Here is a 24,122-nt window from a genome sequence, read left to right on the forward strand (position 1 = left end):
TATGTACTACAAAGATCAACAGCCCCTAGTCAATATTTTTTTGTTATGCTTTTTTACGGCGTAACAGTGTTAACGGTAATGCTAATAAAGTTAACCAAAACAATGAGCCAGAATCTCCATTACTTGGTTCATCACTATGAATATTAATATAGATAAGTTGCGCGTTTGATAGGTTACCAGCACTGTCTTTAGCTTGTACCATTAATGTTATTTTCCTTTCAAGTTCAAAATCTAAATCGTCTGCAACGATTAATCGTCCTTGTTCATCAATAGTTATTGCATTGTGGCCAGATACTATAAAGCCCACAACAGGTGTGTACTGTGCATCAGCATCAGAAAATCTTAATTGGCCAATGACTGTACCTATTGGACTATTTTCGCTGATGTTAAAGTTCTGCTCAGGATCTAGCTCCGGAGCTTGTGGCTCAGGAATAGGTTCAGCAGCGGGTGTAGATTGAATATCAATAATTACGGGATCATGATCCGAAGCACGATATGCGTTATCTGCGTACAAGCTAGCAACTTGTGAATCAGATTGAAACTCCACATTGTAATCAAGACTAATAGGCTCGTCGGCATTGATATGCCAATATTTTGCGGCAACTACTTTAGCAAGTAAGCTCTCGCTTGCTACAGCATGATCAAGGCTACCAATACGTCCTGAGAAGCTATACGAGTATCCTTTAGTATCGCCATCTAGCTCAGCAACTACGTTTTTATAGCCTTTATCAGCAAATGCGCGAATTGGATCTTCCATAGCATAAGCATTCATATCACCGACTAAAATAATGTCATCATCTTCAATACCAGTAGGCTTGTTATCTAACCAGTCTGCGAATGCATTAGCTCCTACAACTCGAATTTCATTCCAACATGCTTGACCATCACCTAAATCAGCATTGTTACCGTCTGCGCTACCACAACTTCCTTTTGACTTTAGATGCGCTACAGCAACAGTAAATACTTCTTCAGAATCAATTGATTTGAAACTTTGTGCGATAGGAGCTCGATTACTATAGTCAAATGGGTATTGGGTTGTGATTGCAGCCGTGCCGTATTGCACTACTTTATTAGCACGGTAAATGAGTGCAGTTGTTATTTCATCAGTGCCAATTTTATCTACATTGAAATCAACAAATGCGTATTCATTATGACTATCTTCATTATTTAACGCATTAACTAGGCTCGCAATAGCGCTATTTGCACCAAAGCCATCATTTTCGATTTCCATTAAACCGATCACATCAGCGTCTATTGCTACAATAGCACTAACAATCTTGGCTTCTTGACGAATAAGCTCTGCTTCACTGCTTGCACCACGGCTGGTTGGAAATCCTGCACCTTGGCCATCGCCGTTAAAGTAGTTAAGTACATTAAAGCTTGCGATACGAAGGTCAGCATCAGTATGTAGCTCTGGAGCCTCGGTACGTGGGTTAGTGGCGACAAAGCTCGGTTGTAGTGTTGGGTGAATACGGTAGCGATCAAAGCTGTATCCCATAACACCCGTAATGGCATTTACTGTATCACCAAGGCGCAGAGTGTTATATGCATCTAAACCTGCGTTAGGGTATGAAACTGGATCAAGGTTTTGCTTTGTTGAGCCATCATCGAGTAAAATTTGCTTTTTGAGATTTTCGGCTTCAATAGTATTAGCTGCATCACCAGGCAGAGCAATTTGAGTACCTTGGTATAGGCGCTCAGTTGCAAGACCTACTTCCCCGTAACGGCCTAAACCATAGTTGTTCGTTACCATTAATGGTTGCTCTAGACTAACAAGCATGCCTTCATAGGCTTCTAAATCAGCTACATCTGTAACAGGTAATGCTATTTTAGTTGCTGTAGTTGTTAGGCTTGTAGCGCATACTTCCACTTGGCTAACATCACCAATTTGTGTGGCGTTAAAGTACTCAGCGACACTTCCTTTAACGCGTATGTGGTCACCAATATCGACAGCTGTATCAGCAAAGTAAACAAACACTCCTTCAGACGTTAAAGGGTTTGTATCTATGTCAGCATCTAGCGATGTAATAAAGAAACCACCTAATTGTTCAGTGCCTTGAAAATCAGCAGTTACAATGCCTTCAAGCTCAACTTCAGTATTTAATAATGTGCTATCACCACCTTCACCTTGAATTACATTGATCAGGGTTTTAGTTGTGCCACACTCTAGAGGTGCAACTGGCTCGGGTTCCGGTGTTGGTTCTGTTTCTTCATCATAAAGGCCAATATTTGAAAAGTCATCTTGATCAAATTGCTCCCATTCTTCACTTGGGTTGAAAGTATCTGTAGCAGTACTTCGTCCAGCTGTAATATCAGCTTTGCGACGTAGTGTTTTATTCACTGTTGATACGCCACCTTCAGACCATGATGAGCCAGGATCAAAGCCGAGCTGTCCAAAACTATCGACAATAATGCCATCCTTAGTAAGTACGAGTGCGTCGTTACCATTGAAGTAAGTTACAGTTGATTCAATACTCGCTTTCCCTTTGAGTTCGTCTCCAGAGCCTGCATTTACAATAACAAAAGTGCCATCAGCAGCTAAGCTACCTGTTAAATCAAGGGTATTATTTGGACTTGCTAGATCGGGATTTCCGTTTGAATAAAGAGACAGGTTATAACCATCAAGTGAAAGCTCGCCACTCGACGTATTGTAAAGTTCGATTGCTTTATTATTAGAACTACCTCACGGCTAGCGCATTTTAATCCCAGACTCTAGCAGGGTTGAGCGGTAATCATCGTCTAGCCCTGCCATTTTCTTTTTCCTCGCCATACTTGCTGACTTAGATGCATCTTGTTTAAAAAGCGCCATGGCTATCTTTCGCATTACATTAAACATTAATGGCCCTTGAAGTTTGCGTATTCTCGATTCATCTTCTCTGAAGTTCATATCAAGCATCCAATGCATGCTTTCAACCTGCCAGTGACTGCGTACTGCATTGAGTGCTTGCGCTGCATTTAAGTCTAATGAACTTATATACCAGCGTGTTTCAGTGGTATCCGACCCTGCCGACTTATCATGAACTTCAGCCCTGACCTTAATAATACTCGTTAAGCCAGGCCAACGATAATCCTTGCCTAGCCAGCTTTTATCTATAAGTAACTGCTGGCATGTACGTGTTTCAACACGCCCATGTCCTGAGCTTATTTCGGTATGTTCATCACAATTATGCTTAGTTAACCTTTCACGCTCGCACTTGTGCCACCACGCTTCTAGTTCCTTTTGCATGCCTGAATGATTACCTTTAAGTGCAAGAATATAATCTGCTTTTTGTTGGATGATTTGTTTTGCTATTTCTTGTTGGCATCCCATCGCATCTAACGTAATGATACTGTTTTCAATATCGAGCAGGGTGAGTAATTCTGGTATTGCGGTGATTTCATTTGTTTTATTATCAACAGCCGTCTGCCCAAGCACTAACTGGTGTTGGCAACTCCATGCACTGACCGTGTGTAAGGCACTTTTTCTGTCTTTTGTGGTAAATGAACGCCGTGCGGTTTTGCCATCGATAGCGATGATATCTGCACCTGTAGTTTCAATCAGTGATGATATCCAAGATTGAAATGCCCTTTCTATTTCATTTGCTTTTAACCGACACATGACGCGAGCAATCGTGTCATGTTTTGGAATTCCTGCGTTGAACGTGCCGTATTTTTTTAACCAATCAAGCTTTAGGTGCCCAAAGTCTTCAATATCTTCCCATCCTTCTGCACCAGAGAGTACAGCGCTAATAGCAAGGAGAAGAATATCGATAAGTTCATGCTTTTTACAACGTTCAATGCGAGGATCTGTAATTGAATTAAAATGTTTCAGAAAAGTAGTGCTCATATTTATGCGACCAAGTAATTATTATGCCTTGATCTGATCACTACTTGCTCTATAAGTTCAATTTATAATGATCTTGCCGTGAGAACTACCTTCAATATACTCTGAAATAATGAGGTTAGCTGAGGCTGGTGTACTGAGACTTGCTAATACAAGTGCCAATGGCGTTATTTTTGTTTTCAACATTATTATTTTTTCCCGTGTTTTTTTGTTTCCCCAAATGGGATTATTAGTGTAGGGAAAAATGATTACAAATAGAATACAAAACATTAACAATGGTGAGGTTATAAATATAAAAAAGGGCTATATAGCCCTTTTTTATTTGCAAAATGCTTTTATCACTTACTTAAGTAGCGAGCAGCCTGCTTTGCAAAGTAAGTTAAAATACCGTCTGCACCTGCACGCTTAAATGCTAATAAAGATTCCATAATAGTCGCTTCCTCACTTAGCCAGCCGTTATCAATAGCGGCTTTATGCATCGCGTATTCGCCACTGACTTGGTAAGCAAAGGTTGGTACACCAAAGTCATCTTTAACGCGACGTACAATATCTAAATAAGGCATACCTGGCTTAACCATTACCATATCGGCGCCTTCTTGAAGATCGAGTGCGACTTCACGAATTGCTTCATCAGAGTTGGCAGGATCCATCTGGTAGGTCTTTTTATCGGCCCCTTTTAAGTTACCAGCAGAACCGATAGCGTCTCTGAATGGGCCATAATAGCTAGATGCATATTTAGCTGAATACGCCATAATGCGGGTATGAATAAAGCCGTCAGCTTCGAGAGCTTCGCGAATTGCGTAAATACGGCCATCCATCATATCTGATGGAGCAACAACATCTGCGCCAGCCTGGGCATGAGATAGTGCTTGTTTAACTAAGATTTCAGTGGTTACATCGTTTATAACATAGCCATTATCATCGATAATGCCGTCTTGGCCGTGTGTAGTAAATGGATCAAGAGCTCCATCAGTAATAACACCAAGTTCAGGAAACGCTTCTTTAAGTGCACGCACGGTACGTTGTACTAAACCATTATCATTGTAAGCTTCTTCAGCAAGTAATGACTTTTTGTCTGATGGTGTTACAGGGAAAAGTGCTACCGCAGGCACACCTAAATCTACTAGTTCTCTAGCTTCTTCAAGCAATAAATCAATAGATAAACGCTCAATGCCAGGCATTGAGTCGATAGTTTCTCGGCGGTTTTTACCTTCGAGTACAAATACCGGAAATATTAAGTCGTTCACAGTTAGCTGATTTTCTGCCATTAAGCGGCGCGAAAAGTTATCGCGGCGCATTCTGCGCATACGAGTATAAGGGAAAAGATCGAGACCTGATTGGGCCATTATTGTGCTCCTAGTCTAAAATTGGAAAATTAACTACGCGATTTTGGGCACTTTTCTTGGCTGGATAAAGCGCTTTACCTGCATAATTAGTGAATAATTCTGGGTTATTAATATCGTTGGCAATGGCGCTATAACCCCCTGCACTTATTGTAAAACTGATACTGCTATTAGTAGCGGTTATATTCATTTTGGTAACTGATTGGCAAATAGTCTTGGCGATTTCTATCGCACTATCTAGCGCAGTGTTAGGAAGTAATGCCACAAGCCCTGGTTTTACGGTATCGTTGAATTTTAAATCCGTAGCATGGATAAAGTGCTCATCTGCGGTAACAGTGTTGGCAATCCCCGAAAGAGACAAAGTCAGCAGTACTGTGGCAATAGCTCCCCAAAATGCCTTCATTTAGTTAGTCTTATTGACAAATAACTGTTGAAAGTTAGCTGTAGTTTGTTTTGCAACGTCATCAAAGCTAAGTTTTTTGAGCGTAGCGATTGTGTCGCAAACATAGGCTAAATAACTCGGCTCGTTTCGACGTGATTTAGGCTTTGGTGAGATAGTACGAGGGATTAAAAAAGGCGCGTCTGTCTCAATTAATAATCGCTCAAGTGGAATGTCAGGGATAAGCTGTTGTAGCTCTTTTCCTCGGCGTTCATCACATACCCAGCCAGTAATACCAATATATAAACCTTGGTTTAAGTAGCTATCTAAAGCGTTTTTGTCACCTGTAAAACAGTGTAAAACTCCGTTAACAGAATGCTCTTTTAAAATAGCGAGCATATCTTTGCTTGCATCACGCTCATGTAAATAAACGGGCTTATTCAGTTTTTTAGCAAGATCAAGTTGCTTTGAAAAAACCTCACGTTGAATATTTCTAGGTGAAAAGTCGCGATTATAATCAAGCCCACACTCACCAACAGCCACGACTTCTGGTTGTTGTAGCAAGCTGCTAAGCTTTTCAATAAAATGTTCGTCAGCTGATTTTGCGTCGTGGGGGTGTACGCCTGCCGTCGCGTAATATCGATACTTTTTAGCGAGTGTTAAAACGTCTTGGCTGCTTTGTAAGTCGCAGCCAATTAACAGCATATTGGTTACATTGGCTGCGTTTGCGCGAACAATGATATGATCATGCAGGCCATCAAATTGATGGTTAGTTAAGTTAACGCCCGCATCAATGAGTGGCTGCATTATTGGATACGCTTAACGCGAATAGAGCGGTTTTGTCCTTCTTTTTTTAGTAAGAATGAGTTGAACATACCACGGCTAATAATAACTTTGTCACTACTTGAAATACGGATGTTGTCAGACCCAATTTGACGCCATTGTTGGCCGTTCTCTAAGGTGATAATTAACTCGCCATAAGGTGCTTCATCGACACTTTTAACGATTACTTTGATCTCATCGTCATTATCTTTGGCCACTTCTTTGTGCTCTAAGCCAAAGTTTTTGTTCTTAGCTTCGGGGCTTGATGCTACCGCAGCATTTGCAGCTTCAGGCTTATTTGAAGAAGCGCTGACTGGCACCATAGTCGCATCTTTACGGCTCAAAGACTTGCCCGCCATAGTATTGTCGTAACAGAGTAGACGATTAGTGTCATTTTCAACAAATGCACAAGCGTGTAGTGCTTGTAAATTAACTTCCTCAGCGTGTGCCATTGTAGTCACACTTATTAATGTAAGTAGGGGTAATAGTTGTATTTTCATTTATTCCTCGGATTCCTGTTGTGGCTTTGCTGTATAAAAGGCAGCTAAAATTAAACCCAGTTCAAATAACAATAGCATAGGAAATGCTAATAAGGCTTGTGACAGCACATCAGGTGGGGTTAAAAACATTGCAATAACAAATACCCCAACCACAATATATGGTCGTTTTTCTTTTAAGCTTTGGGTTGTTGTGGCGCCACTCCAACATAGCAACATAATGGCTACGGGTATTTCAAACGCGACACCAAAAGCAAAAAACAGTTTTAATGCAAAGCTTAGATAGCTGCTTATATCTGGTGCTAATGTCATCATTTCAGGCCCCGTACTGGTAAAAAAGCCTAAAATAATTGGCAACACAATAAAATAGCAAAAAGCGATACCACCATAAAATAGCAAAACACTTGATGCTAAAATAGGCGTGAACATGCGCTTTTCATGTTGATATAAACCAGGGGCAATAAACCCCCAAACTTGATGCAATATCATCGGTATTGCTGCAAAAATAGCGACGAATAGAGTTAATTTAAACGGCGCGAAAAATGGCGCTGTAACATCGGTTGCTATCATGGTTGCCGTGCTTGGTAAATGTGCAACCAGTGGCGCGGCAACAAAACTATAAATATCATTAGCAAAATAAACTAATGATATAAAAATAATCAGTACTGTCAGTAATGCTTTCATTAACCGGTTACGCAACTCAATTAAATGGCTAATAAAACCTGACTTAGCTTGCTCCGTCATATTATTTAACTCATTACTTAATTAGTTGGCTACAAATAGCGGAAGTAATTTCATTTTTTTTCATTATCAATAGCTTTTTCTGGTTGTTCTGGAGGTGTTTTTTTATAGCTATGGGTAACCGAGTCAGCAGCATTTTTTAATTCATCGAATGAATCCTGTAAGGCTGGGCTAAGATCTTGCATATTTTTCTGCTCAGCTTTTTTGAGGTTTTGATGTAGCTCATGTACTCGAAGCTCTTCATTAACTTCAGCCTTAACAGAATTAGCCATTGATTTTATGTTTTTAATCCATTGGCTTACTGTGCGAACTGCAACAGGTAGCCGGTCAGGACCTAAAACAAGCAGGCCTACAATTAAAACGATGATTAACTCCCACATTCCCATTGCAGTTAGGCCTTATTATCTTCTTTCTTAGTTTCAGCTGACTCTTTTTCATGCACTGAGGTAGGTTCAACGTCGTCTAACTGTTCTGTTTTCTTGGATTCATCTTCTGAAACAGCTTTTTTAAAACCTTTAACAGCATTACCTAAGTCGCCACCGATGCCACGTAATTTTTTTGTGCCAAAAAGTAGTATGATGATTGCTAAAACAATTAATAATTGCCAAATACTGATACCGCTAAAACCCATTATGCTCTCCAATTGAATTAATATTGTTATAACTGATTATACTTACCAAGCATTAAATAGCACTTAGTTTATGATGCGTTTCGCCAAGCGATTATAAAACCTGTTAAGGATGCAACCCCTGCAATAAGAGCAGCAATCGTATCATGCTGTAAGTAGCATAGCCCTGAGACTATCATAGCAGCTGCAGAAAAAACGCCAATTAAAAGAGGTTTTTGTGATGTACTCACAATTGGTGCTGTAATAGGCGCTTTTTGTTGCTGCTTTAAATTATAGTAAATTAGATCCGGTAATTCAGGCATTTTTTCAGCCCAAAATGGTAAGTTTGCATAAACTTGTTTGAGCACTGACCAAGGACCCACTTGTTGTTTAACCCATTCTTCTAAAAAGGGTTTAGCTGTTTTCCATAGATCAAGTTGCGGGTAAAGTTGTCGTCCAAGCCCCTCTACATACAGCAACGTTTTTTGTAATAACACTAACTGAGGCTGAACCTGCATATTAAAACGACGAGCGGTATTAAATAGATTCACAAGTACGTGACCAAATGAAATTTCTGCCAATGGTTTATTAAAAATAGGTTCACACACGGTACGTATAGCAAACTCAAACTCTTCAATACTGGTGTCAGCGGGTACCCAGCCGGAGTCCACATGCAGCTGCGCTACTTGGCGATAATCTCGGTTAAAAAAGGCTATAAAGTTTTCGGCAAGGTAGCGCTTATCTTCTTTACTGAGTGTACCAACAATACCGCAGTCTATGCCTATAAACTTAGGGTTTTCTGGTGTTTCATACGAAACAAAAACGTTACCAGGGTGCATATCTGCATGAAAAAAACTATCACGAAACACCTGGGTGAAAAAAACCTCAACACCACGTTCAGCGAGTAGCTTCATATTAGTGTTTTGCGCAATCAGGGCGTCAGTGTCCGAAACTGGAATGCCATAAATTCGCTCCATTACCAGTATATTTACCCGACTATAGTCACTGTAAACATAGGGGATATAAAGTGAATCTGAGCCTTCAAAGTTACGCTTTAGCTGGATACCATTAGCGCCTTCGCGCATTAAGTCGAGTTCATCGAGCAACGTTTTTTTGTATTCTTTTACTACTTCAACAGGGCGTAAACGTTTGGCTTCGCTAAGTAGTTTGGCAATGATATGAGCAAACTTTTCCATTAACGCTAAATCGGCATCAATTTGGCTTTTGATATTAGGACGAATAACTTTAATGACGACATCTTGCGGCAGATTTTTTTCATCAACCAACGTAGCGGTATGCACTTGTGCTATAGATGCCGACGCTAAAGGCATTTGGTTAAAATTGCTAAAGTGTTCACTAATATCATGAATACCCAGGGCTTTTTCAATGATTTTTTGCGCCAGTTCACCCTCAAAGGGCTGTACTTGGTCTTGCAGTAAAGTAAGTTCAACTGCGATATCCTGAGGTAATAAGTCACGTCTCGTTGAGAGCATCTGGCCAAACTTTATCCACACCGGCCCAAGTTCTTGTAAGGCTAAACGTAATCGCAGGCCTGCTGGTTTATCAGGATGTTTATTACGAAACCAAAATAAACATTTTCGGCCTAACTTACCGTACCATGGAAACTTATGCTTTGGGATCAGCTCGTCTAAGCCGTAATTAAGCAAGGTTTTAGTTATGTTATAGAGCCTAGCTGTAGACACGAAAAATCCTTACTGATTTTATTTAAGTAACTGATTAATGCGCATTTCAAGTTGCGCAGTTCGGCTTTTTAATTGGCGGTTTTGCTGTTTTAATTGCTCAAGTTCAAGTGGGTGAATAGTTACGTTAAGCTCATCTTGGCAAAGGCTTGTAATCGTATTTGAAAGTTGTGCAAGGGACTTGGTATTTTGGTTTTTTAATTTTTGTATTATTAAGTGCAATTGCTGGGCACCTGCATCACCTAAGTACCTCGAGGCGTGTTCAGGCCAATCAATATCAATGTTGGCAAAAGCATTGCTGTAAGCTTGTGCTACATTAAGGTCGCCTTGTAAATCGAGTTTATCTTGGCGAATAAGCTGGGTTAAAACACTCGGATCTTTTAGGGCGATAAGAGTTTCTATATCTGCGCTGATCATGCAATCGCCGTGTTGATCATCACTTAAGTATAAATGCAAATGTTGAGCTGAAAATACAATCAATAAGTGTTGTTGCCAGTCACGTATTTCAACTAATAAGCGTTGATGTTCAACTTTTTTTAATTGCGTAAGAAGGTTTTTATCAAGTGCCAGAGTGGTGTTAATAATACGCTCAATTAGCGCGATAACTAGATTTGATAACATCACTCCTCCTATTAAAATTGACCGTTAGTATTTAAAACCACGATGTAGTGCGACAATACCGCCGGTTAGGTTTTGATAAGTGGTTTGTTCAAAGCCCGCATCATCCATCATCGCTTTTAGTGTGTCTTGATCGGGATGCATACGGATAGATTCAGCTAAATACTTATAAGACTCGCTGTCGTTGGCAACCAGTTTACCCATTGTTGGTAGTAAATTAAATGAGTAAAAATCATAGGCTTTACTTAGTGCTTCATGCTCTGGTTTAGAAAATTCTAGTACCAGTAAACGACCACCCGGTTTTAATATGCGGTACATTGAGCGTAGTGCTTTGTCTTTGTCGGTGACATTGCGAAGGCCAAAAGCAATGGTGATTAAATTAAAGCTATTATCAGGAAAAGGAAGCGCTTCAGCGTTCATTTGTACGTAATCAATGTTACCGACAAGGCCCTGATTTTGTAGCTTTTCACGGCCGACTTTTAACATTGAAGAGTTAATATCGCCTAAAACAACTTGCCCCGTTTCACCGACTAACTGGCTAAATTTGGCGGTTAAATCACCGGTGCCGCCAGCTAAATCAAGAACATGATGCCCTTTACGAACGCCAGAGCTAGCAATAGTTTGACGCTTCCATAAACGATGAATACCAAACGACATTAAATCGTTCATTACATCATATTTTGCTGCAACCGAATGAAATACATCAGCAACCATTGACGCTTTGTCGTTTTCGGCAACTGTTTTGTAGCCAAAATGTGTGGTCTTTTCTTGATTTTCGTTCATGAATTTTCTCTATCGTGGCAATACAGCCTAGTGTACTTGATAGTGGTAGTGGGGTGCAATTTGATTATATAAAAAATGCTTTTGGAGCAAGCTTAATTTAGAGCAAGTCATTGGCCGGCAATAAAACTGCTTTGACCAAGTGATTTTGCTTTATGGGCTGCAAGAGAAGCTTTACGAGCTAGCTTATTAAAATCAACTTCATCATGATGCTTAGCGATACCTAAACTTATATCGATTGTAGGTAGTTTTGTCTCACTTTTAGAGCTAACAAAACGTAGCTTTTCTACACCGGTACGCACTTTCTCGGCAATAATATTCGCAGTTTCAGGATCAATATCAGCAAGTAACACAGTAAATTCGCCTTTACCTGTACGGCCAGGTAAGCCACTTTCAAAAACATACTTTTTAATTTGCTTAGCCACTTTACTTAAAATGGCTTCACCAATTACATCACCGTAATTATTAATAAAATGGTCAAGATTATCTATTTGAATGGCTATCACGCAAATTGACTTGTTTTGATTTAGCCAAAGCTGAGTCTGTTGGTTGAGGAAATGACGCTTATACAAACCTGTTTGTTGATCGGTTATATGTTGTTTGCGAAGCATTGTTAGTTGTTTTTGGGTTTTTCTGTGAAGCTGCTTAGCTTTTGTTAGCGTCAATTTAAATTGTTTATGTTGATTGAGTATATGTGCTGTTTTATTGCTAAATGTGTTTAATGCTTGGCGGCTTTTTGCGACATTATTTTCATCAAGCGAATGAACACAGTCATTTACTTGATCGGCAAACTGTATCACTTCTTGCTCTGTAATTTTGGCGTTACGAGAAAGTGAACCGAGCAAGTTATCAACATTATTGACTATGGCCGTTTCTGCTTGGTGTGCAGTGTTCATAAACTCAAAATACAACTGCTCGATATATAGGCAGTCAATTGTTTGCCTCTGTTTAAGCGCACGGTCAATTTCGGTATTTAAATTTGGGTTTTTTTTACTAATGTATTGATAGATTACGCTATAGTTTAATGGCGACGGAGGGAGTACGTGCAGCTCTAAAAACTGACATACTCGAGTCATTTTTTCTTGTGCAATAGCCATGGAGTCATGGAACATCATTTAAATACACCAATTAAATAAGCGTAATAGCTAAACTAACCATTCCATGGGGGTTTGGGCATCCAAGCGATGATATTAAGTATCAATAGCATTACACTAATCTTTATCGTTACGTTTTAAAAGTAAAAAGTACAATTTAGCTGTGAAATTTGTAATTTTTAGAGCAAATAGTTTGTTTTCTCAACAATCTATTTTATATAACATTTTATGACTCATCTATGAGGCCGTTACCGCGTTATTTTTGAACGTTCAATTAAGGCTCTTGATCGCATTTGTTTGGTGTTTTAGCTAAGCTAAGATAGGTTGGGTATATAATTAAAGTAAAGTGAAACTATTTATATGAAAAAGTCTTTTTCTCGCCAGTTGTGTCATTCAGTGGTTGCTATCACGCTTGTCGGTGCTTTAAGTGCATGTCAAGCAACTCGAGTTGATGCCGACAAGCAGTTTACGCAAGTAGCTCAATCTATTGTTGATTATCGTCAGAGCGTTAACCCTTACAAGCATAAAGAGGGTGTTGATGGCTATTTACTGCCTAATTTATCAGCGGAGTTTTTAACGCAGCAATATCAAAAAAATACAGACTTACTCGCTCAGCTAGATGCGGTTGATAAAGATAAGTTGTCAGAACAAAATCGTATTAATTTAACTATTATCCGAGCGCAAGTGCAAAATAGTGTCGATGAGTATGTGTTTAACACCCACTATATGCCGCTTACTTCTGAATATGGCTTTCATTCTAGTTTATCTTTTATGATTAATAGCTCTGATTACAAAAAGCCGGCAGAATACCAAGTATATTTAGCGCGTTTGCAGCAAGTTCCTCGCTTTTTTACGCAAAATATTAACTGGATGAAAAAAGGTATTGAAGTTGGACTTACTCAGCCAAAAGCAGTGCTAGTAGGTTATCAGGACTCGATCAGTGCTTATATTGTTGATGACGTAACAAAATCTGAATTTTATAAACCTTTTTTAAATAATACCGCAGGTTTAAGCGAGAGTGAGTTTAAAGACCTACAGCAACAAGCCAAGCAAACGATTCGTGATAAAGTGCTGCCTGCTTATAAAGGCTATTTAAGCTTTTTTAATGAGCAATATCAGCCAGCTGCTCGCAGTGATATTGGTATTTCATCGACACCAAACGGTAAAGCATTTTACGCTAATCGTGCAAAATATTACACCACCACAGACATGACGCCTAAAGAGATTCATGAACTGGGTTTAAAAGAAGTGGCACGGATTCGCGCAGAAATGGATGAAGTGATTAAAGAAGTTGATTTTGACGGTACGTTTGCCGAATTTGTTAACTTTTTACGTACTGATCCACAATTTTACGCAAAAACACCTGAAGAGTTATTAAAAGAAGCTGCCTATATTGCTAAAAAAATGGATGCGCAATTGCCAAAGCTTTTTCATACTCTGCCAAGAATGCCTTATGGTGTAGCGCCTGTGCCTGAAAGTATCGCGCCTAAATACACGACAGGACGCTATATAGGCTCAAACCGTGACGATCAAGCCAGTTATTACTGGGTGAACACCTACGCATTAGATAAGCGCCCACTTTATGTACTTGAGGCGTTAACATTGCACGAGGCAGTTCCAGGCCATCACTTACAAATATCACTTAATGCAGAGCTTGATTATTTACCAAGCTATCGTCGAGATGCGTACTTATCAGCGTTTGGAGAAGGCTGGGGTTTATATTCTGAATATTTAGGCTTAGAAGCAGGCTTTTATCAAGACCCTTATAGTAACTTTGGTCGCCTAACGTATGAAATGTGGCGGGCAGCGCGTTTAGTCGTCGATACGGGCATGCATATGTATGGTTGGAGCCGTGAGCGAGCGATGAAGTTTATGAGCGAAAACACAGCATTGTCATTGCATAACGTTAAAACTGAAACTGACCGTTATATTTCATGGCCGGCGCAAGCACTATCTTATAAAATTGGTGAGCTAACAATTAAGCGCTTACGTGAAGAGACCGAGCAAGCGCTTGGGCAAGATTTTGACATCCGCGAATTCCACCATCAAATATTACGTCATGGCTCAGTGCCATTGTCAGTTCTTGAAGAGCAAATAAACCTTTATATTCAAAAAGCACTCGCCACGGCAAGATCATTATAAATTGAACTTATAGAGCAAGTAGTGATCAGATCAAGGCATAATAATTACTTGGTCGCATAAATATGAGCACTACTTTTCTGAAACATTTTAATTCAATTACAGATCCTCGCATTGAACGTTGTAAAAAGCATGAACTTATCGATATTCTTCTCCTTGCTATTAGCGCTGTACTCTCTGGTGCAGAAGGATGGGAAGATATTGAAGACTTTGGGCACCTAAAGCTTGATTGGTTAAAAAAATACGGCACGTTCAACGCAGGAATTCCAAAACATGACACGATTGCTCGCGTCATGTGTCGGTTAAAAGCAAATGAAATAGAAAGGGCATTTCAATCTTGGATATCATCACTGATTGAAACTACAGGTGCAGATATCATCGCTATCGATGGCAAAACCGCACGGCGTTCATTTACCACAAAAGACAGAAAAAGTGCCTTACACACGGTCAGTGCATGGAGTTGCCAACACCAGTTAGTGCTTGGGCAGACGGCTGTTGATAATAAAACAAATGAAATCACCGCAATACCAGAATTACTCACCCTGCTCGATATTGAAAACAGTATCATTACGTTAGATGCGATGGGATGCCAACAAGAAATAGCAAAACAAATCATCCAACAAAAAGCAGATTATATTCTTGCACTTAAAGGTAATCATTCAGGCATGCAAAAGGAACTAGAAGCGTGGTGGCACAAGTGCGAGCGTGAAAGGTTAACTAAGCATAATTGTGATGAACATACCGAAATAAGCTCAGGACATGGGCGTGTTGAAACACGTACATGCCAGCAGTTACTTATAGATAAAAGCTGGCTAGGCAAGGATTATCGTTGGCCTGGCTTAACGAGTATTATTAAGGTCAGGGCTGAAGTTCATGATAAGTCGGCAGGGTCGGATACCACTGAAACACGCTGGTATATAAGTTCATTAGACTTAAATGCAGCGCAAGCACTCAATGCAGTACGCAGTCACTGGCAGGTTGAAAGCATGCATTGGATGCTTGATATGAACTTCAGAGAAGATGAATCGAGAATACGCAAACTTCAAGGGCCATTAATGTTTAATGTAATGCGAAAGATAGCCATGGCGCTTTTTAAACAAGATGCATCTAAGTCAGCAAGTATGGCGAGGAAAAAGAAAATGGCAGGGCTAGACGATGATTACCGCTCAACCCTGCTAGAGTCTGGGATTAAAATGCGCTAGCCGTGAAGCACTCGCAGAAAAAGCGCAGTAATAGATTGATAATGGTTTAGTAATTAGCTATACGGCGCGATGTAACTTTTTAAATTATATCCATATACGGGATATATTGCGCCGTTTTCATTTAAAAGGCTTTGCTTGAAATCTAAACTACTTATATTCTTTCTCTTAAGTGGGAGAGTTATTAATTAAGGGCGTTGAATGAATGACTTTATAATTTTTAGTATTGATGTGTTTGCCAGCTTATTTATCGTGCTGTTGGGTTGTTTAGTGTTGGTGGTGATTTACTTTTACATAAGTGATGTTACCCAGTCAAAGCAGGCTATTCGACGCAATTACCCCGTAATAGGGCGCTTTAGGTATTTTTTTGAACGCCAAGGTGAGTTTTTTCGCCAATACTTCTTTGCTATGGATCGTGAAGAGATGCCATTTAATCGTGCAGATCGTAGCTGGGTTTATAAAGCGGCTAAAAATGTCGATCGCACTAGTGCCTTTGGCTCTACACAAAGTTTAGATGTTACCGGCACTATCATGTTTATGAATTGTGCTTTTCCTACCTTAGATGAAGAGGCGCTAGAGCCGAGCGCCGTTACGTTAGGCCCATACTGTGAAAAGCCTTACAGTACACAATCGTTATTTAATATTTCAGGTATGAGTTATGGGGCGCTTTCTAAACCTGCGGTTAGCGCATTGTCAAAAGGTGCAAAGCTAGCAGGTTGCTGGATGAATACCGGTGAAGGAGGTTTGAGTCAGTATCACTTAGAAGGTGGTGCAGATATCGTATTTCAAATTGGTACTGCAAAATATGGAGTGCGTGATGAGCAAGGTAAATTAAGCTTAGATAAGCTAAAAGCCATTGCAGCTCATGAGCAAATTAAGATGTTTGAAATAAAAATGAGCCAAGGCGCAAAACCAGGTAAAGGGGGGATGCTACCGGGTGCTAAAGTGAGTGCAGAAATCGCCAGTATTCGCGGTATTCCAGAGGGGCATGATTCAATTAGCCCAAATGGTCACCCTGAGGTCAAAACCCCCGCAGACTTGCTTGATATGATTGCAAAGGTTCGTGAAATCACAGGTAAACCCACAGGATTTAAAGCCGTGATTGGTGCATATGCATGGCTTGAAAGCTTATTCGCCGAAATCAATCATCGCGGCCCAGAATCGGCGCCTGACTTTATTACTATTGATAGCGCTGATGGCGGTACGGGGGCTGCCCCTCAGCCACTACTAGATTCAGTTGGCTTACCTCTAAAAGAAAGCTTACCGTTAGTGGTTAATATGCTTGAAAAGCATGGCCTGCGTGAGCGAGTAAAAGTTATTGCCTCAGGTAAATTAATTGTTCCTTCAAAAGTGGCTTGGGCGTTGGCTTTAGGCGCTGACTTTGTTGTTTCGGCGCGTGGACACATGTTTGCGCTTGGTTGTATTCAAGCTATGCAATGTAATAAAGATACCTGTCCCACTGGTATTACAACGCATAACGAGCGGCTGCAACGGGGGTTAAATGTGGCCGATAAAGCGCAACGTGTAGCAAATTATAATAAGTATATTCACTACGGCGCGGGGCTTATTGCGCATTCGTGCGGTGTATTTAGTGCGCGTGAATTAGGTCGTCAACATGTACGGGTAGTTCAAGAAAATGGCCTGTCCGAGCCGCTAGATAAACTCTATGAAAACTATCAGTAAAAAAGTGAATTGATATAGTGCTAAATATTAAAGGCGCTTAATGCGCCTTTATTCTTTGAACCAAAGAAATTATAAAAGACATTAGTTTAGTTGGCTGATGAGTAAAGAGAAAAAATCTTTTTTATTGTGACAAGTATGGGCGTTGAGTATTAACTGCTCGCCAATAGCTAATGTATGGCGCTGTACTTCTAGACGCGCTTTTTCATCTTCAATACCATCAATATCTGCCACATGAGCTAACCCAATGGTACGACGAATCAATTCTGTGCCACAGTAACCAATCGCGTCTTGTAGTACTTGTTGCATAAAGTACTCGCCGAAACCCGCGGCTTTTAAATTGTTATCATTAGTTTGTGTGGCAATTAATTCAAGCCATTGCTGTTCAAATAAACCGTAGCTTTCTTGCAAGCAAGTTAACAAATGAGACTGATAATTACGACGAGCTACAAAGTCGCTTATACGGCCATTTTGGGCACAATAATTAAGTAACAAGTTGCCGATAAATGAGCCAATATCAAAGCCTACGGGACCAAAAAAACCAAACTCAGGGTCGATCAGCTTAGTTGAGTTTTGATCGACAAAAATACTGCCACTGTGCATATCACCGTGTAACAATGTTTGCGGGCAAGATAAAAACTGTGCTTTTAGTTTGGCTATAGCTAAATGAAGTGCCTTATTATTTTGTAGCTTATTAACCGTACTTTGTAATTCACAGGGGTAGTTATTGCGTTCATGCTCACGAAGGATATCGTTAAAAAATAAATCCTCGGTAATTTGGCACAGCTCTGGGTTGTTAAATTGACTTACTTTTGCTTTTTTATCTTGCGCGGTTAAGTAAAAGTCAGAGTTATAAAAACCGGTTTTACTTAAATAGATGGCAACATGTTGGCCTAGTAATGGAAATTGCTCAGCGTTAATTTGTGCTGCGCGCAAAATTTGTAAATTGCTTAAGTCTTCTAAAACCGTTAATGCCTGTGATGGGTTGTAATGCAGTACTTTAGCTGTGTGTTCAGGGCAATGCGCACCATGATTAAGTAACACTTCGGCTTCAATGCGTGCTCTGTCAAGAGTTAATGGCCACGATTCGCCTGCACAGCGAGCGTAGGGGAGTGCTTGTTTTAATATCACACTGCGGTTTTGCTCATCACTTATTCTAAATACTAGGTTTAAATTACCATCACCAAACTCATAGGCTGTGAGCTTTTGTGCAGGCTGAAAAAAATCATAACCGTCTTCTTCTACAATATTTTTAATATAATCAACTGCATGTTGGGCATTAAACGCAAAGTATTCGGCCATGGGGTTATTCTCGCTAATTTATAACTTACTTAAAAATAATGGCATTCTATACCCTCAACCGTTTAGATGTCTACACTTCCAGGTTGTGTGTTTTATAAAGTGATGTAAAATGCGTTTATTCCATTTGTATTAAATAAATAATGCGAGACCGTGCATGCAAAACCTCATAGCCAGTAGCTTGAAATACCAAAATAATTGCTTAACCGTGCTTGATCAGTATTTACTGCCGCATCAGCAAACGTGGCATGAGTGTAATGATGTAAATACGATGAGAGATTTAATCTTAACCCTTAAAATACGCGGTGCGCCGTTAATAGGCTTAGGAGCCAGTTTATTAGTTGCTCATTTAGCAGAGCAAGGAATGCAAAGGAGTGAACTGAAACAAGCAATAAACGAGCTGGAAGCTACGCGCCCCACAGCCGTTAACTTAATGCATTGCATGGCACTGTTAAGGCTTGCTTTGCAGCACGATGATTATGTTGCTGAGATTGTTAAAACTGCTGTGCAGTTATTTAATGAAGATATCGCATTATGTGAAAGTATGGCGAATCATGGTGCTAAGTTGGTAAATAGCGGCGATAATATTCTTACGCACTGTAATACAGGCGCATTAGCAACGTCTGGAATTGGTACTGCTTTGGGGGTTATTTATAAAGCGCACCAACAACATGGCGATATTCATGTTTGGGTCGATGAAACTAGGCCTCTATTGCAGGGCGGGCGACTAACCGCGTTTGAGCTTGAGCGCTGGCAGGTACCTTATACCTTAATTTGCGATAATATGGCCGCAAGCTTAATGGCTGCGGACAAGGTTGATAAAATTTTTGTTGGCGCTGACAGAATTGCTGCTAATGGTGATTTCGCTAATAAAGTTGGCACCTATAATCTAGCTGTATTGGCGCACTTTCATAACATCCCATTTTATGTAGTTGCACCAACTACGACACTTGACGTAAATACCGAAAGCGGCGCAGATATTGAAATAGAACAACGTAATAGCAATGAAGTACGCGGTGTTAGTGGGAGCTTTGGAGAAGCGCTGTGGGCGCCAACGAACGCGAGTGTTTACAATCCGGCATTTGATGTTACCCCAGCCAAGTTAATTACAGGTTGGGTGATCGATACCGGCGTTTACAATCAGCAGCAAGTCTTAGCCGGTAAATTAAAAGGAAGACTCTAAACCTTTGCCACATACACCCAAGCGCTGTTACCTGTATTAAATATCTCTTCTACACGAACGTAGTCGTCAACTTCATAGCTATCGGCATTGGCAAGCTCTTGTTCGGTAATGCTAAAAATGGTGCCGGTTACAGTGTCGGTTGTTTGCCCTGTTTTTATAAGCGCAGGGTGAAAACGCTGTCCGCTACTTTTAAGTACTGCGGCATCAGTAATTTCTACTTCACTTACGATATAGCCTGATAAAGTATCAGTTTCACCTTCGAGCAAGCGGTTAAAGGTATCAAGCTGTACTTGTTCAAACTGTAATGTGCCGTATGAGAATAGCTTTTGCATTTATATCCCTTTACTTATAGGTACTTAATCTAATAACGGAAATTGCGTGGCTATTTCAGATTCGGTACTTTGTGCTACCCAGCCTTCGGTATTATTGAATAAGCGAATCGCGGTAAACTCAGGATCACTGCCCATATCAAACCAATGTGGGGTAAGCTCGGGTACTGAAATCAAGTCACCTTGTTGGCAAAGTACTTGGTAAACTTTGTCGTTAATGTGTAGGCAAAACAAGCCTTGGCCTTTTACAAAAAAGCGTACTTCGTCTTCACAATGAGTATGCTCAAATAAAAATTTTGCGCGTAGTTCCTTGGCTGATGGGTTACCCTTAGCGAGTGAAATAACATCTACTGTTTGGTACTTGCCTTGTTGCTTTAGGCGTTCGATATCAGCGCTGTAAGCATTAATGGTTTCTTCATGGCTAGTATCAGTGGTAATGGTTTCTGTTGCCTGCCACTGCTCAAAACGTACATTTACTTTAGCAAGCTCTGTGGTAATTTCACTGGCATCGTTACTTTGTAAAAGCGCATTATCGCCATTGCAATCAGCGAATATTGTTAACTGGCTCATGCTAAATACTCCGTAGTAAATTGGCTAAAGTCGTTAATATAATTATGCTCTTGTGAGCTTGCCTGACCGTCACGAATTAAATGTAGGGTTTTTAAACCAGCGCTTTTAGCGGCATCAAGTTCAGCTACCACATCACTTAAAAACAGTACTTCGCTTGCGGCGAAAGGAAGTTCTGCAAGAATATTTTCATAAGCGATTGACTGTTGTTTTGCCCCAATTTTGGTATCAAAATAATCATTAAACAGTGAGCGAATATCGCCAAAGTCCGAATACTGAAAAATTAACTGCTGGGCTTTCACCGATCCTGATGAATACACATAAAGTTGTTGGCCTGCTTGTTGCTGGTTTTTTAGGAAATGGTAGGCATCAGGGTATAAATGGCCGGTAAAATCACCATTTTCATAACCAGCTTGCCAAATAAAACCTTGTAGTTGTTTGAGTGGAGTGATTTTTTTATCTGTGGCAATCCACTCAAGCAGGGCACTAATTACCGTGTTTATATCTGCACTTGGCTGCTCGATAAGCTCTTTAACGGCAGTTACTTGCTCTGCCACTAGCGGTTGATGTTGGTTGGCTTTTACAAATTCAGGTAATTGTTTAGCTGCGTAGGGAAATAGCACCTCTTTTACAAACGAAATACGCGTAATTGTACCTTCAATATCGGTAAGTAATGCCTTGATCATACCTTGAATCCTGCTTGTATGGCTTCAAGCTTTAAACGCTCAAGCTCGCAACTAAATAAAAACTCTAAACCTTCAAGGTGACGCTCTACTTCTTGAAGATTACGGCCAACCACATACAAACCATGGCCACGAATAAGCACACCATGTTCAATAGGGCTGTGTAAGTGGTGATCGCTGACCAATAAGGCTAGGCGGTCAACATCTTGGTCGTTATCAAAAATAGGAATGCTTAGCGTGTCTAGATGTGAAGTATTGCCAGTCAATGATTTTTGCATTTCATAACCTTGTAAATCTAGGTTGTGGCCTTTAATCACGCGTGATAACACGGTTGCTGCGACCGAGTGGGTATGCAATACAAAATTAGCATGAGGAATAAGCTTATACATACTTAAATGCAATTCAGTTTCGGCTGAGGGTTTACCTGCGCCAGCGGTGCGATAACCCAAATGGTCAAGCTCAATAAAGGTGTGAGTGCCTAATTGACCTTTATCAAAGCCACTTGCCGTGACAACAAAACCAGTCGCTGTGCGCGCTGAAAAGTTTCCACCTGTGGCGGGGACCCAGCCGCGCTGGCTGATCCATTTACCTGCTTTTATAAGTTCTGAAATTGCAGTATTGTTATGCATATATTCCCCCAAGCTACTGAAATAGTATAGACGGCTATACTTCTACTTAGTGCAATGATAGCATCGCTTTGGGCGCAAAACCATCATTAAGGGCCACCTGTGTTTGAAAGTAAACTGCCAAATTTAGGCACCAGTATTTTTAGTCAAATGACCATGCTTGCAAATCAATTCCAAGCTATTAATTTATCACAAGGATTTCCTGAATTTGAGGTGCCAGAGCTACTTAAAAAGCAGCTTAACCATTATGTGCTTGAAGGTGAGAATCAATACTCTCCATCCGCAGGTATACCCCGTTTACAACAACAAGTAGCTGGATTAGCAAAGCGTAAATACAACGCTAATATTAATGCCAGCGAGCAGGTCACCGTTACCTCGGGTGCAACAGAAGCGTTATTTGTGGCAATTCAAACCATTGTACGCAAAGACGATGAAGTGATTGTATTCGACCCCGCTTACGATTCCTACCAGCCCGCGATAGAACTCGCTGGTGGTAAATCGGTTCATGTTGCATTGAGTGCTCCTGAATATGTAATTGATTGGCAAGTGGTAGCAAAGGCGGTAAACAGTAAAACGCGCGCTATTATTATCAATACGCCGCATAACCCCAGCGGTAAAGTATTGAAGGTACACGACATTGCTGCATTGAAAGCATTAGTTTTAGAGCACGATTTATATGTAATAAGTGACGAAGTTTATGAGCATATTACTTTTGATGATAAGCCGCATTTAAGTGTACTGCGTGATGATGGGCTGTTTGCTAAAAGCTTTGTAGTTTCAAGCTTTGGTAAAACTTTTCATAGCACTGGCTGGAAAATGGGTTATTGTATTGCCCCGGCCGAACTTGCCGCAGAGTTTCGTAAAGTTCACCAATATGTAACGTTTTCAAGCTTCACCCCCGCACAACATGCTTTGGCAGATATGCTAGAACAGGAAGGGGAACATATCGACGAGCTTAGCGAGTTTTATCAACGAAAGCGTGATGTACTTAGCGGCGCACTAAAACAGAGCCGCTTCACTATTTTGCCAAGCGAAGGTACTTACTTTTTATTGCTTGATTACAGTGATGTCTCTGATTTAAATGATATTGAATTTTGCCAGTGGTTAGTTGAACAAGCCGGTGTTGCGGCCATTCCGCTCAGTGTGTTTTATCAGCAGCCTAGCAATGATAGAGTAATTCGTTTATGTTTTGCTAAAAACGAATTGACCTTATTACAAGCTGCGGAGATTTTATGTCAACTTTAACCATTGCCTTAATACAAACATCGCTTAACTGGTTAGATAAAGACGCTAATTTAGCAAGCTTTAGCGCTCAAATTGCGGATATCGATAAATCAGTTGAGCTCATTTTACTACCTGAAACCTTCGCCACCGGCTTTGCTATTAACCTAGATTGCGCAGAGCCTGAAAATGGTAAGGTGCTCGATTGGATGGTCGCAAATGCAAAGTCAGCCAATGCAGTAATTGCCGGTTCGGTACTCGTACAGCAAGGTGATAAAAAAGCCAATCGCTTTTACTGGGTGTGGCCAAACGGGGATGTTAAATTTTACGACAAGCGCCATCTGTTCTGTTTAGGGAAAGAGGGCGATTTTGTACAAGCTGGCGAGCAGCGTAAAATATTTACGCTCAATGGCTTTAGAATTTTACCGCAAGTGTGCTATGACCTACGTTTTCCGGTCTTTCAACGTAGTTGTAATGATTATGATGTAATGGTCAATGTCGCTAATTGGCCCGCAGCCAGACGCAAAGTATGGGATACCTTACTGATGGCGCGCGCGATGGAAAACCAATGTTACGTATTGGCGGTTAATCGGGTGGGTGATGATGGTAATGGCGTTGCGCATAATGGTGGCACTGGTGTGTATGATTTTAAAGGTGACACCCAAGCACTGGCACAAGACAATCAAAGTGAGGTCATCATTAGTACAATCAGTAAGGAGCCACTTGAACTGTTTAAACAACGCTTTCCTGCACATTTAGATGCCGACAAGTTTAGTGTGCAGAATTAACCCG

Annotated in this window: 23 protein-coding genes and 1 pseudogene; 6 read left to right on the top strand and 18 right to left on the bottom strand. The window is 40.5% G+C overall.

The window, feature by feature from the left end:
- Positions 1-43: 43 nt before the first annotated feature.
- From ACT3S9_RS00730 to ACT3S9_RS00790, 13 genes and pseudogenes are all read right to left on the bottom strand, one after another.
- A pseudogene (locus tag ACT3S9_RS00730) lies at positions 44-2,683 on the bottom strand (ExeM/NucH family extracellular endonuclease); the annotation flags it as partial.
- A gap of 6 nt (positions 2,684-2,689) precedes the next feature.
- Positions 2,690-3,826, bottom strand: coding sequence for an ISAs1 family transposase (locus tag ACT3S9_RS00735; RefSeq protein WP_008466968.1), 1,137 nt, complete (start codon positions 3,824-3,826; stop codon positions 2,690-2,692).
- 335 nt (positions 3,827-4,161) lie between these two features.
- Positions 4,162-5,169 (bottom strand): porphobilinogen synthase, encoded by a 1,008-nt coding sequence (gene hemB, locus ACT3S9_RS00740; protein ID WP_441994500.1) that lies wholly within the window; start codon positions 5,167-5,169, stop codon positions 4,162-4,164.
- Positions 5,170-5,179: 10 nt separating this feature from the next.
- Positions 5,180-5,569 carry a GGDEF domain-containing protein gene (locus ACT3S9_RS00745; RefSeq protein ID WP_444750652.1) on the bottom strand — a complete coding sequence of 130 codons (390 nt, stop codon included), beginning with the start codon at positions 5,567-5,569 and terminating at the stop codon, positions 5,180-5,182.
- Positions 5,570-6,355: a TatD family hydrolase gene (locus ACT3S9_RS00750; protein WP_444751096.1), complete on the bottom strand. Its 786-nt coding sequence runs from the start codon at positions 6,353-6,355 to the stop codon at positions 5,570-5,572. It abuts the gene before it with no gap.
- Positions 6,352-6,867, bottom strand: a complete 516-nt coding sequence (locus tag ACT3S9_RS00755; protein ID WP_444750653.1) for a hypothetical protein — start codon at positions 6,865-6,867, stop codon at positions 6,352-6,354. Before ACT3S9_RS00755 ends, ACT3S9_RS00750 begins: the two co-directional genes overlap by 4 nt.
- The gene (gene tatC, locus ACT3S9_RS00760; protein WP_441835827.1) at positions 6,868-7,608 is read right to left on the bottom strand and encodes a twin-arginine translocase subunit TatC; all 741 of its coding nucleotides are present in this window, start codon (positions 7,606-7,608) and stop codon (positions 6,868-6,870) included.
- Between the two features lie 50 nt (positions 7,609-7,658).
- A complete protein-coding gene (gene tatB, locus ACT3S9_RS00765) occupies positions 7,659-7,991 on the bottom strand; it encodes a Sec-independent protein translocase protein TatB (protein ID WP_441835828.1) in 333 nt (110 codons plus the stop codon).
- Between the two features lie 5 nt (positions 7,992-7,996).
- Entirely contained in the window at positions 7,997-8,236 is a 240-nt protein-coding gene (tatA, locus tag ACT3S9_RS00770; RefSeq protein WP_441993600.1) for a twin-arginine translocase TatA/TatE family subunit, read from the bottom strand.
- 68 nt (positions 8,237-8,304) lie between these two features.
- Positions 8,305-9,915: a ubiquinone biosynthesis regulatory protein kinase UbiB gene (gene ubiB, locus ACT3S9_RS00775; protein ID WP_444750654.1), complete on the bottom strand. Its 1,611-nt coding sequence runs from the start codon at positions 9,913-9,915 to the stop codon at positions 8,305-8,307.
- An 18-nt stretch (positions 9,916-9,933) separates the two neighbouring features.
- Positions 9,934-10,533, bottom strand: a complete 600-nt coding sequence (locus ACT3S9_RS00780) for a ubiquinone biosynthesis accessory factor UbiJ (protein ID WP_441994496.1) — start codon at positions 10,531-10,533, stop codon at positions 9,934-9,936.
- A 24-nt stretch (positions 10,534-10,557) separates the two neighbouring features.
- Positions 10,558-11,313, bottom strand: a complete 756-nt coding sequence (ubiE, locus tag ACT3S9_RS00785; RefSeq protein WP_441994495.1) for a bifunctional demethylmenaquinone methyltransferase/2-methoxy-6-polyprenyl-1,4-benzoquinol methylase UbiE — start codon at positions 11,311-11,313, stop codon at positions 10,558-10,560.
- A 107-nt stretch (positions 11,314-11,420) separates the two neighbouring features.
- Positions 11,421-12,407, bottom strand: coding sequence for a GGDEF domain-containing protein (locus ACT3S9_RS00790; protein WP_441836625.1), 987 nt, complete (start codon positions 12,405-12,407; stop codon positions 11,421-11,423).
- 357 nt (positions 12,408-12,764) lie between these two features.
- Here ACT3S9_RS00790 and ACT3S9_RS00795 point away from each other — a divergent pair, with 357 nt between their 5' ends.
- The 3 genes from ACT3S9_RS00795 to ACT3S9_RS00805 all read left to right on the top strand — a co-directional run bounded on the left by ACT3S9_RS00795 (position 12,765) and on the right by ACT3S9_RS00805 (position 17,425).
- Positions 12,765-14,546 (top strand): DUF885 domain-containing protein, encoded by a 1,782-nt coding sequence (locus tag ACT3S9_RS00795; protein WP_444750655.1) that lies wholly within the window; start codon positions 12,765-12,767, stop codon positions 14,544-14,546.
- Positions 14,547-14,608: 62 nt separating this feature from the next.
- Positions 14,609-15,745, top strand: coding sequence for an ISAs1 family transposase (locus tag ACT3S9_RS00800; protein WP_008466968.1), 1,137 nt, complete (start codon positions 14,609-14,611; stop codon positions 15,743-15,745).
- A gap of 198 nt (positions 15,746-15,943) precedes the next feature.
- Entirely contained in the window at positions 15,944-17,425 is a 1,482-nt protein-coding gene (locus ACT3S9_RS00805; protein ID WP_441836169.1) for an FMN-binding glutamate synthase family protein, read from the top strand.
- Positions 17,426-17,506: 81 nt separating this feature from the next.
- Here the strand turns inward: ACT3S9_RS00805 and mtnK are convergent, their stop codons facing one another.
- Positions 17,507-18,724 carry an S-methyl-5-thioribose kinase gene (gene mtnK / locus ACT3S9_RS00810; RefSeq protein ID WP_441836170.1) on the bottom strand — a complete coding sequence of 406 codons (1,218 nt, stop codon included), beginning with the start codon at positions 18,722-18,724 and terminating at the stop codon, positions 17,507-17,509.
- Between the two features lie 154 nt (positions 18,725-18,878).
- On the opposite strand from mtnK, the gene mtnA reads away from it, so the two are divergent.
- Positions 18,879-19,904 (top strand): S-methyl-5-thioribose-1-phosphate isomerase, encoded by a 1,026-nt coding sequence (gene mtnA / locus ACT3S9_RS00815; protein ID WP_441836171.1) that lies wholly within the window; start codon positions 18,879-18,881, stop codon positions 19,902-19,904.
- Here the strand turns inward: mtnA and ACT3S9_RS00820 are convergent.
- The 4 genes from ACT3S9_RS00820 to ACT3S9_RS00835 are packed head-to-tail and all read right to left on the bottom strand — an operon-like array spanning position 19,901 to position 22,112.
- On the bottom strand, positions 19,901-20,236 hold the full coding sequence (locus tag ACT3S9_RS00820; protein WP_441836172.1) for a gamma-glutamylcyclotransferase family protein: 336 nt from the start codon (positions 20,234-20,236) through the stop codon (positions 19,901-19,903). The genes mtnA and ACT3S9_RS00820 overlap by 4 nt on opposite strands.
- Before the next feature lie 24 nt (positions 20,237-20,260).
- Positions 20,261-20,803: a 1,2-dihydroxy-3-keto-5-methylthiopentene dioxygenase gene (locus tag ACT3S9_RS00825; RefSeq protein ID WP_441836173.1), complete on the bottom strand. Its 543-nt coding sequence runs from the start codon at positions 20,801-20,803 to the stop codon at positions 20,261-20,263.
- Positions 20,800-21,486, bottom strand: coding sequence for an acireductone synthase (mtnC, locus tag ACT3S9_RS00830; protein ID WP_441836174.1), 687 nt, complete (start codon positions 21,484-21,486; stop codon positions 20,800-20,802). The genes ACT3S9_RS00825 and mtnC overlap by 4 nt, the downstream gene beginning before the upstream one ends.
- Positions 21,483-22,112 carry a methylthioribulose 1-phosphate dehydratase gene (locus tag ACT3S9_RS00835; RefSeq protein ID WP_441836175.1) on the bottom strand — a complete coding sequence of 210 codons (630 nt, stop codon included), beginning with the start codon at positions 22,110-22,112 and terminating at the stop codon, positions 21,483-21,485. Before ACT3S9_RS00835 ends, mtnC begins: the two co-directional genes overlap by 4 nt.
- Before the next feature lie 99 nt (positions 22,113-22,211).
- On the opposite strand from ACT3S9_RS00835, the gene ACT3S9_RS00840 reads away from it, so the two are divergent.
- Both ACT3S9_RS00840 and ACT3S9_RS00845 read left to right on the top strand, forming a co-directional pair.
- Positions 22,212-23,354, top strand: a complete 1,143-nt coding sequence (locus tag ACT3S9_RS00840) for a methionine aminotransferase (protein ID WP_441836176.1) — start codon at positions 22,212-22,214, stop codon at positions 23,352-23,354.
- A complete protein-coding gene (locus ACT3S9_RS00845; RefSeq protein ID WP_441836177.1) occupies positions 23,342-24,118 on the top strand; it encodes an amidohydrolase in 777 nt (258 codons plus the stop codon). The genes ACT3S9_RS00840 and ACT3S9_RS00845 overlap by 13 nt, the downstream gene beginning before the upstream one ends.
- Positions 24,119-24,122: the final 4 nt, after the last annotated feature.

Origin of the sequence: Pseudoalteromonas sp. AOP31-A2-14 (assembly GCF_052378035.1) — a bacterium.
GTDB lineage: Bacteria > Pseudomonadota > Gammaproteobacteria > Enterobacterales > Alteromonadaceae > Pseudoalteromonas.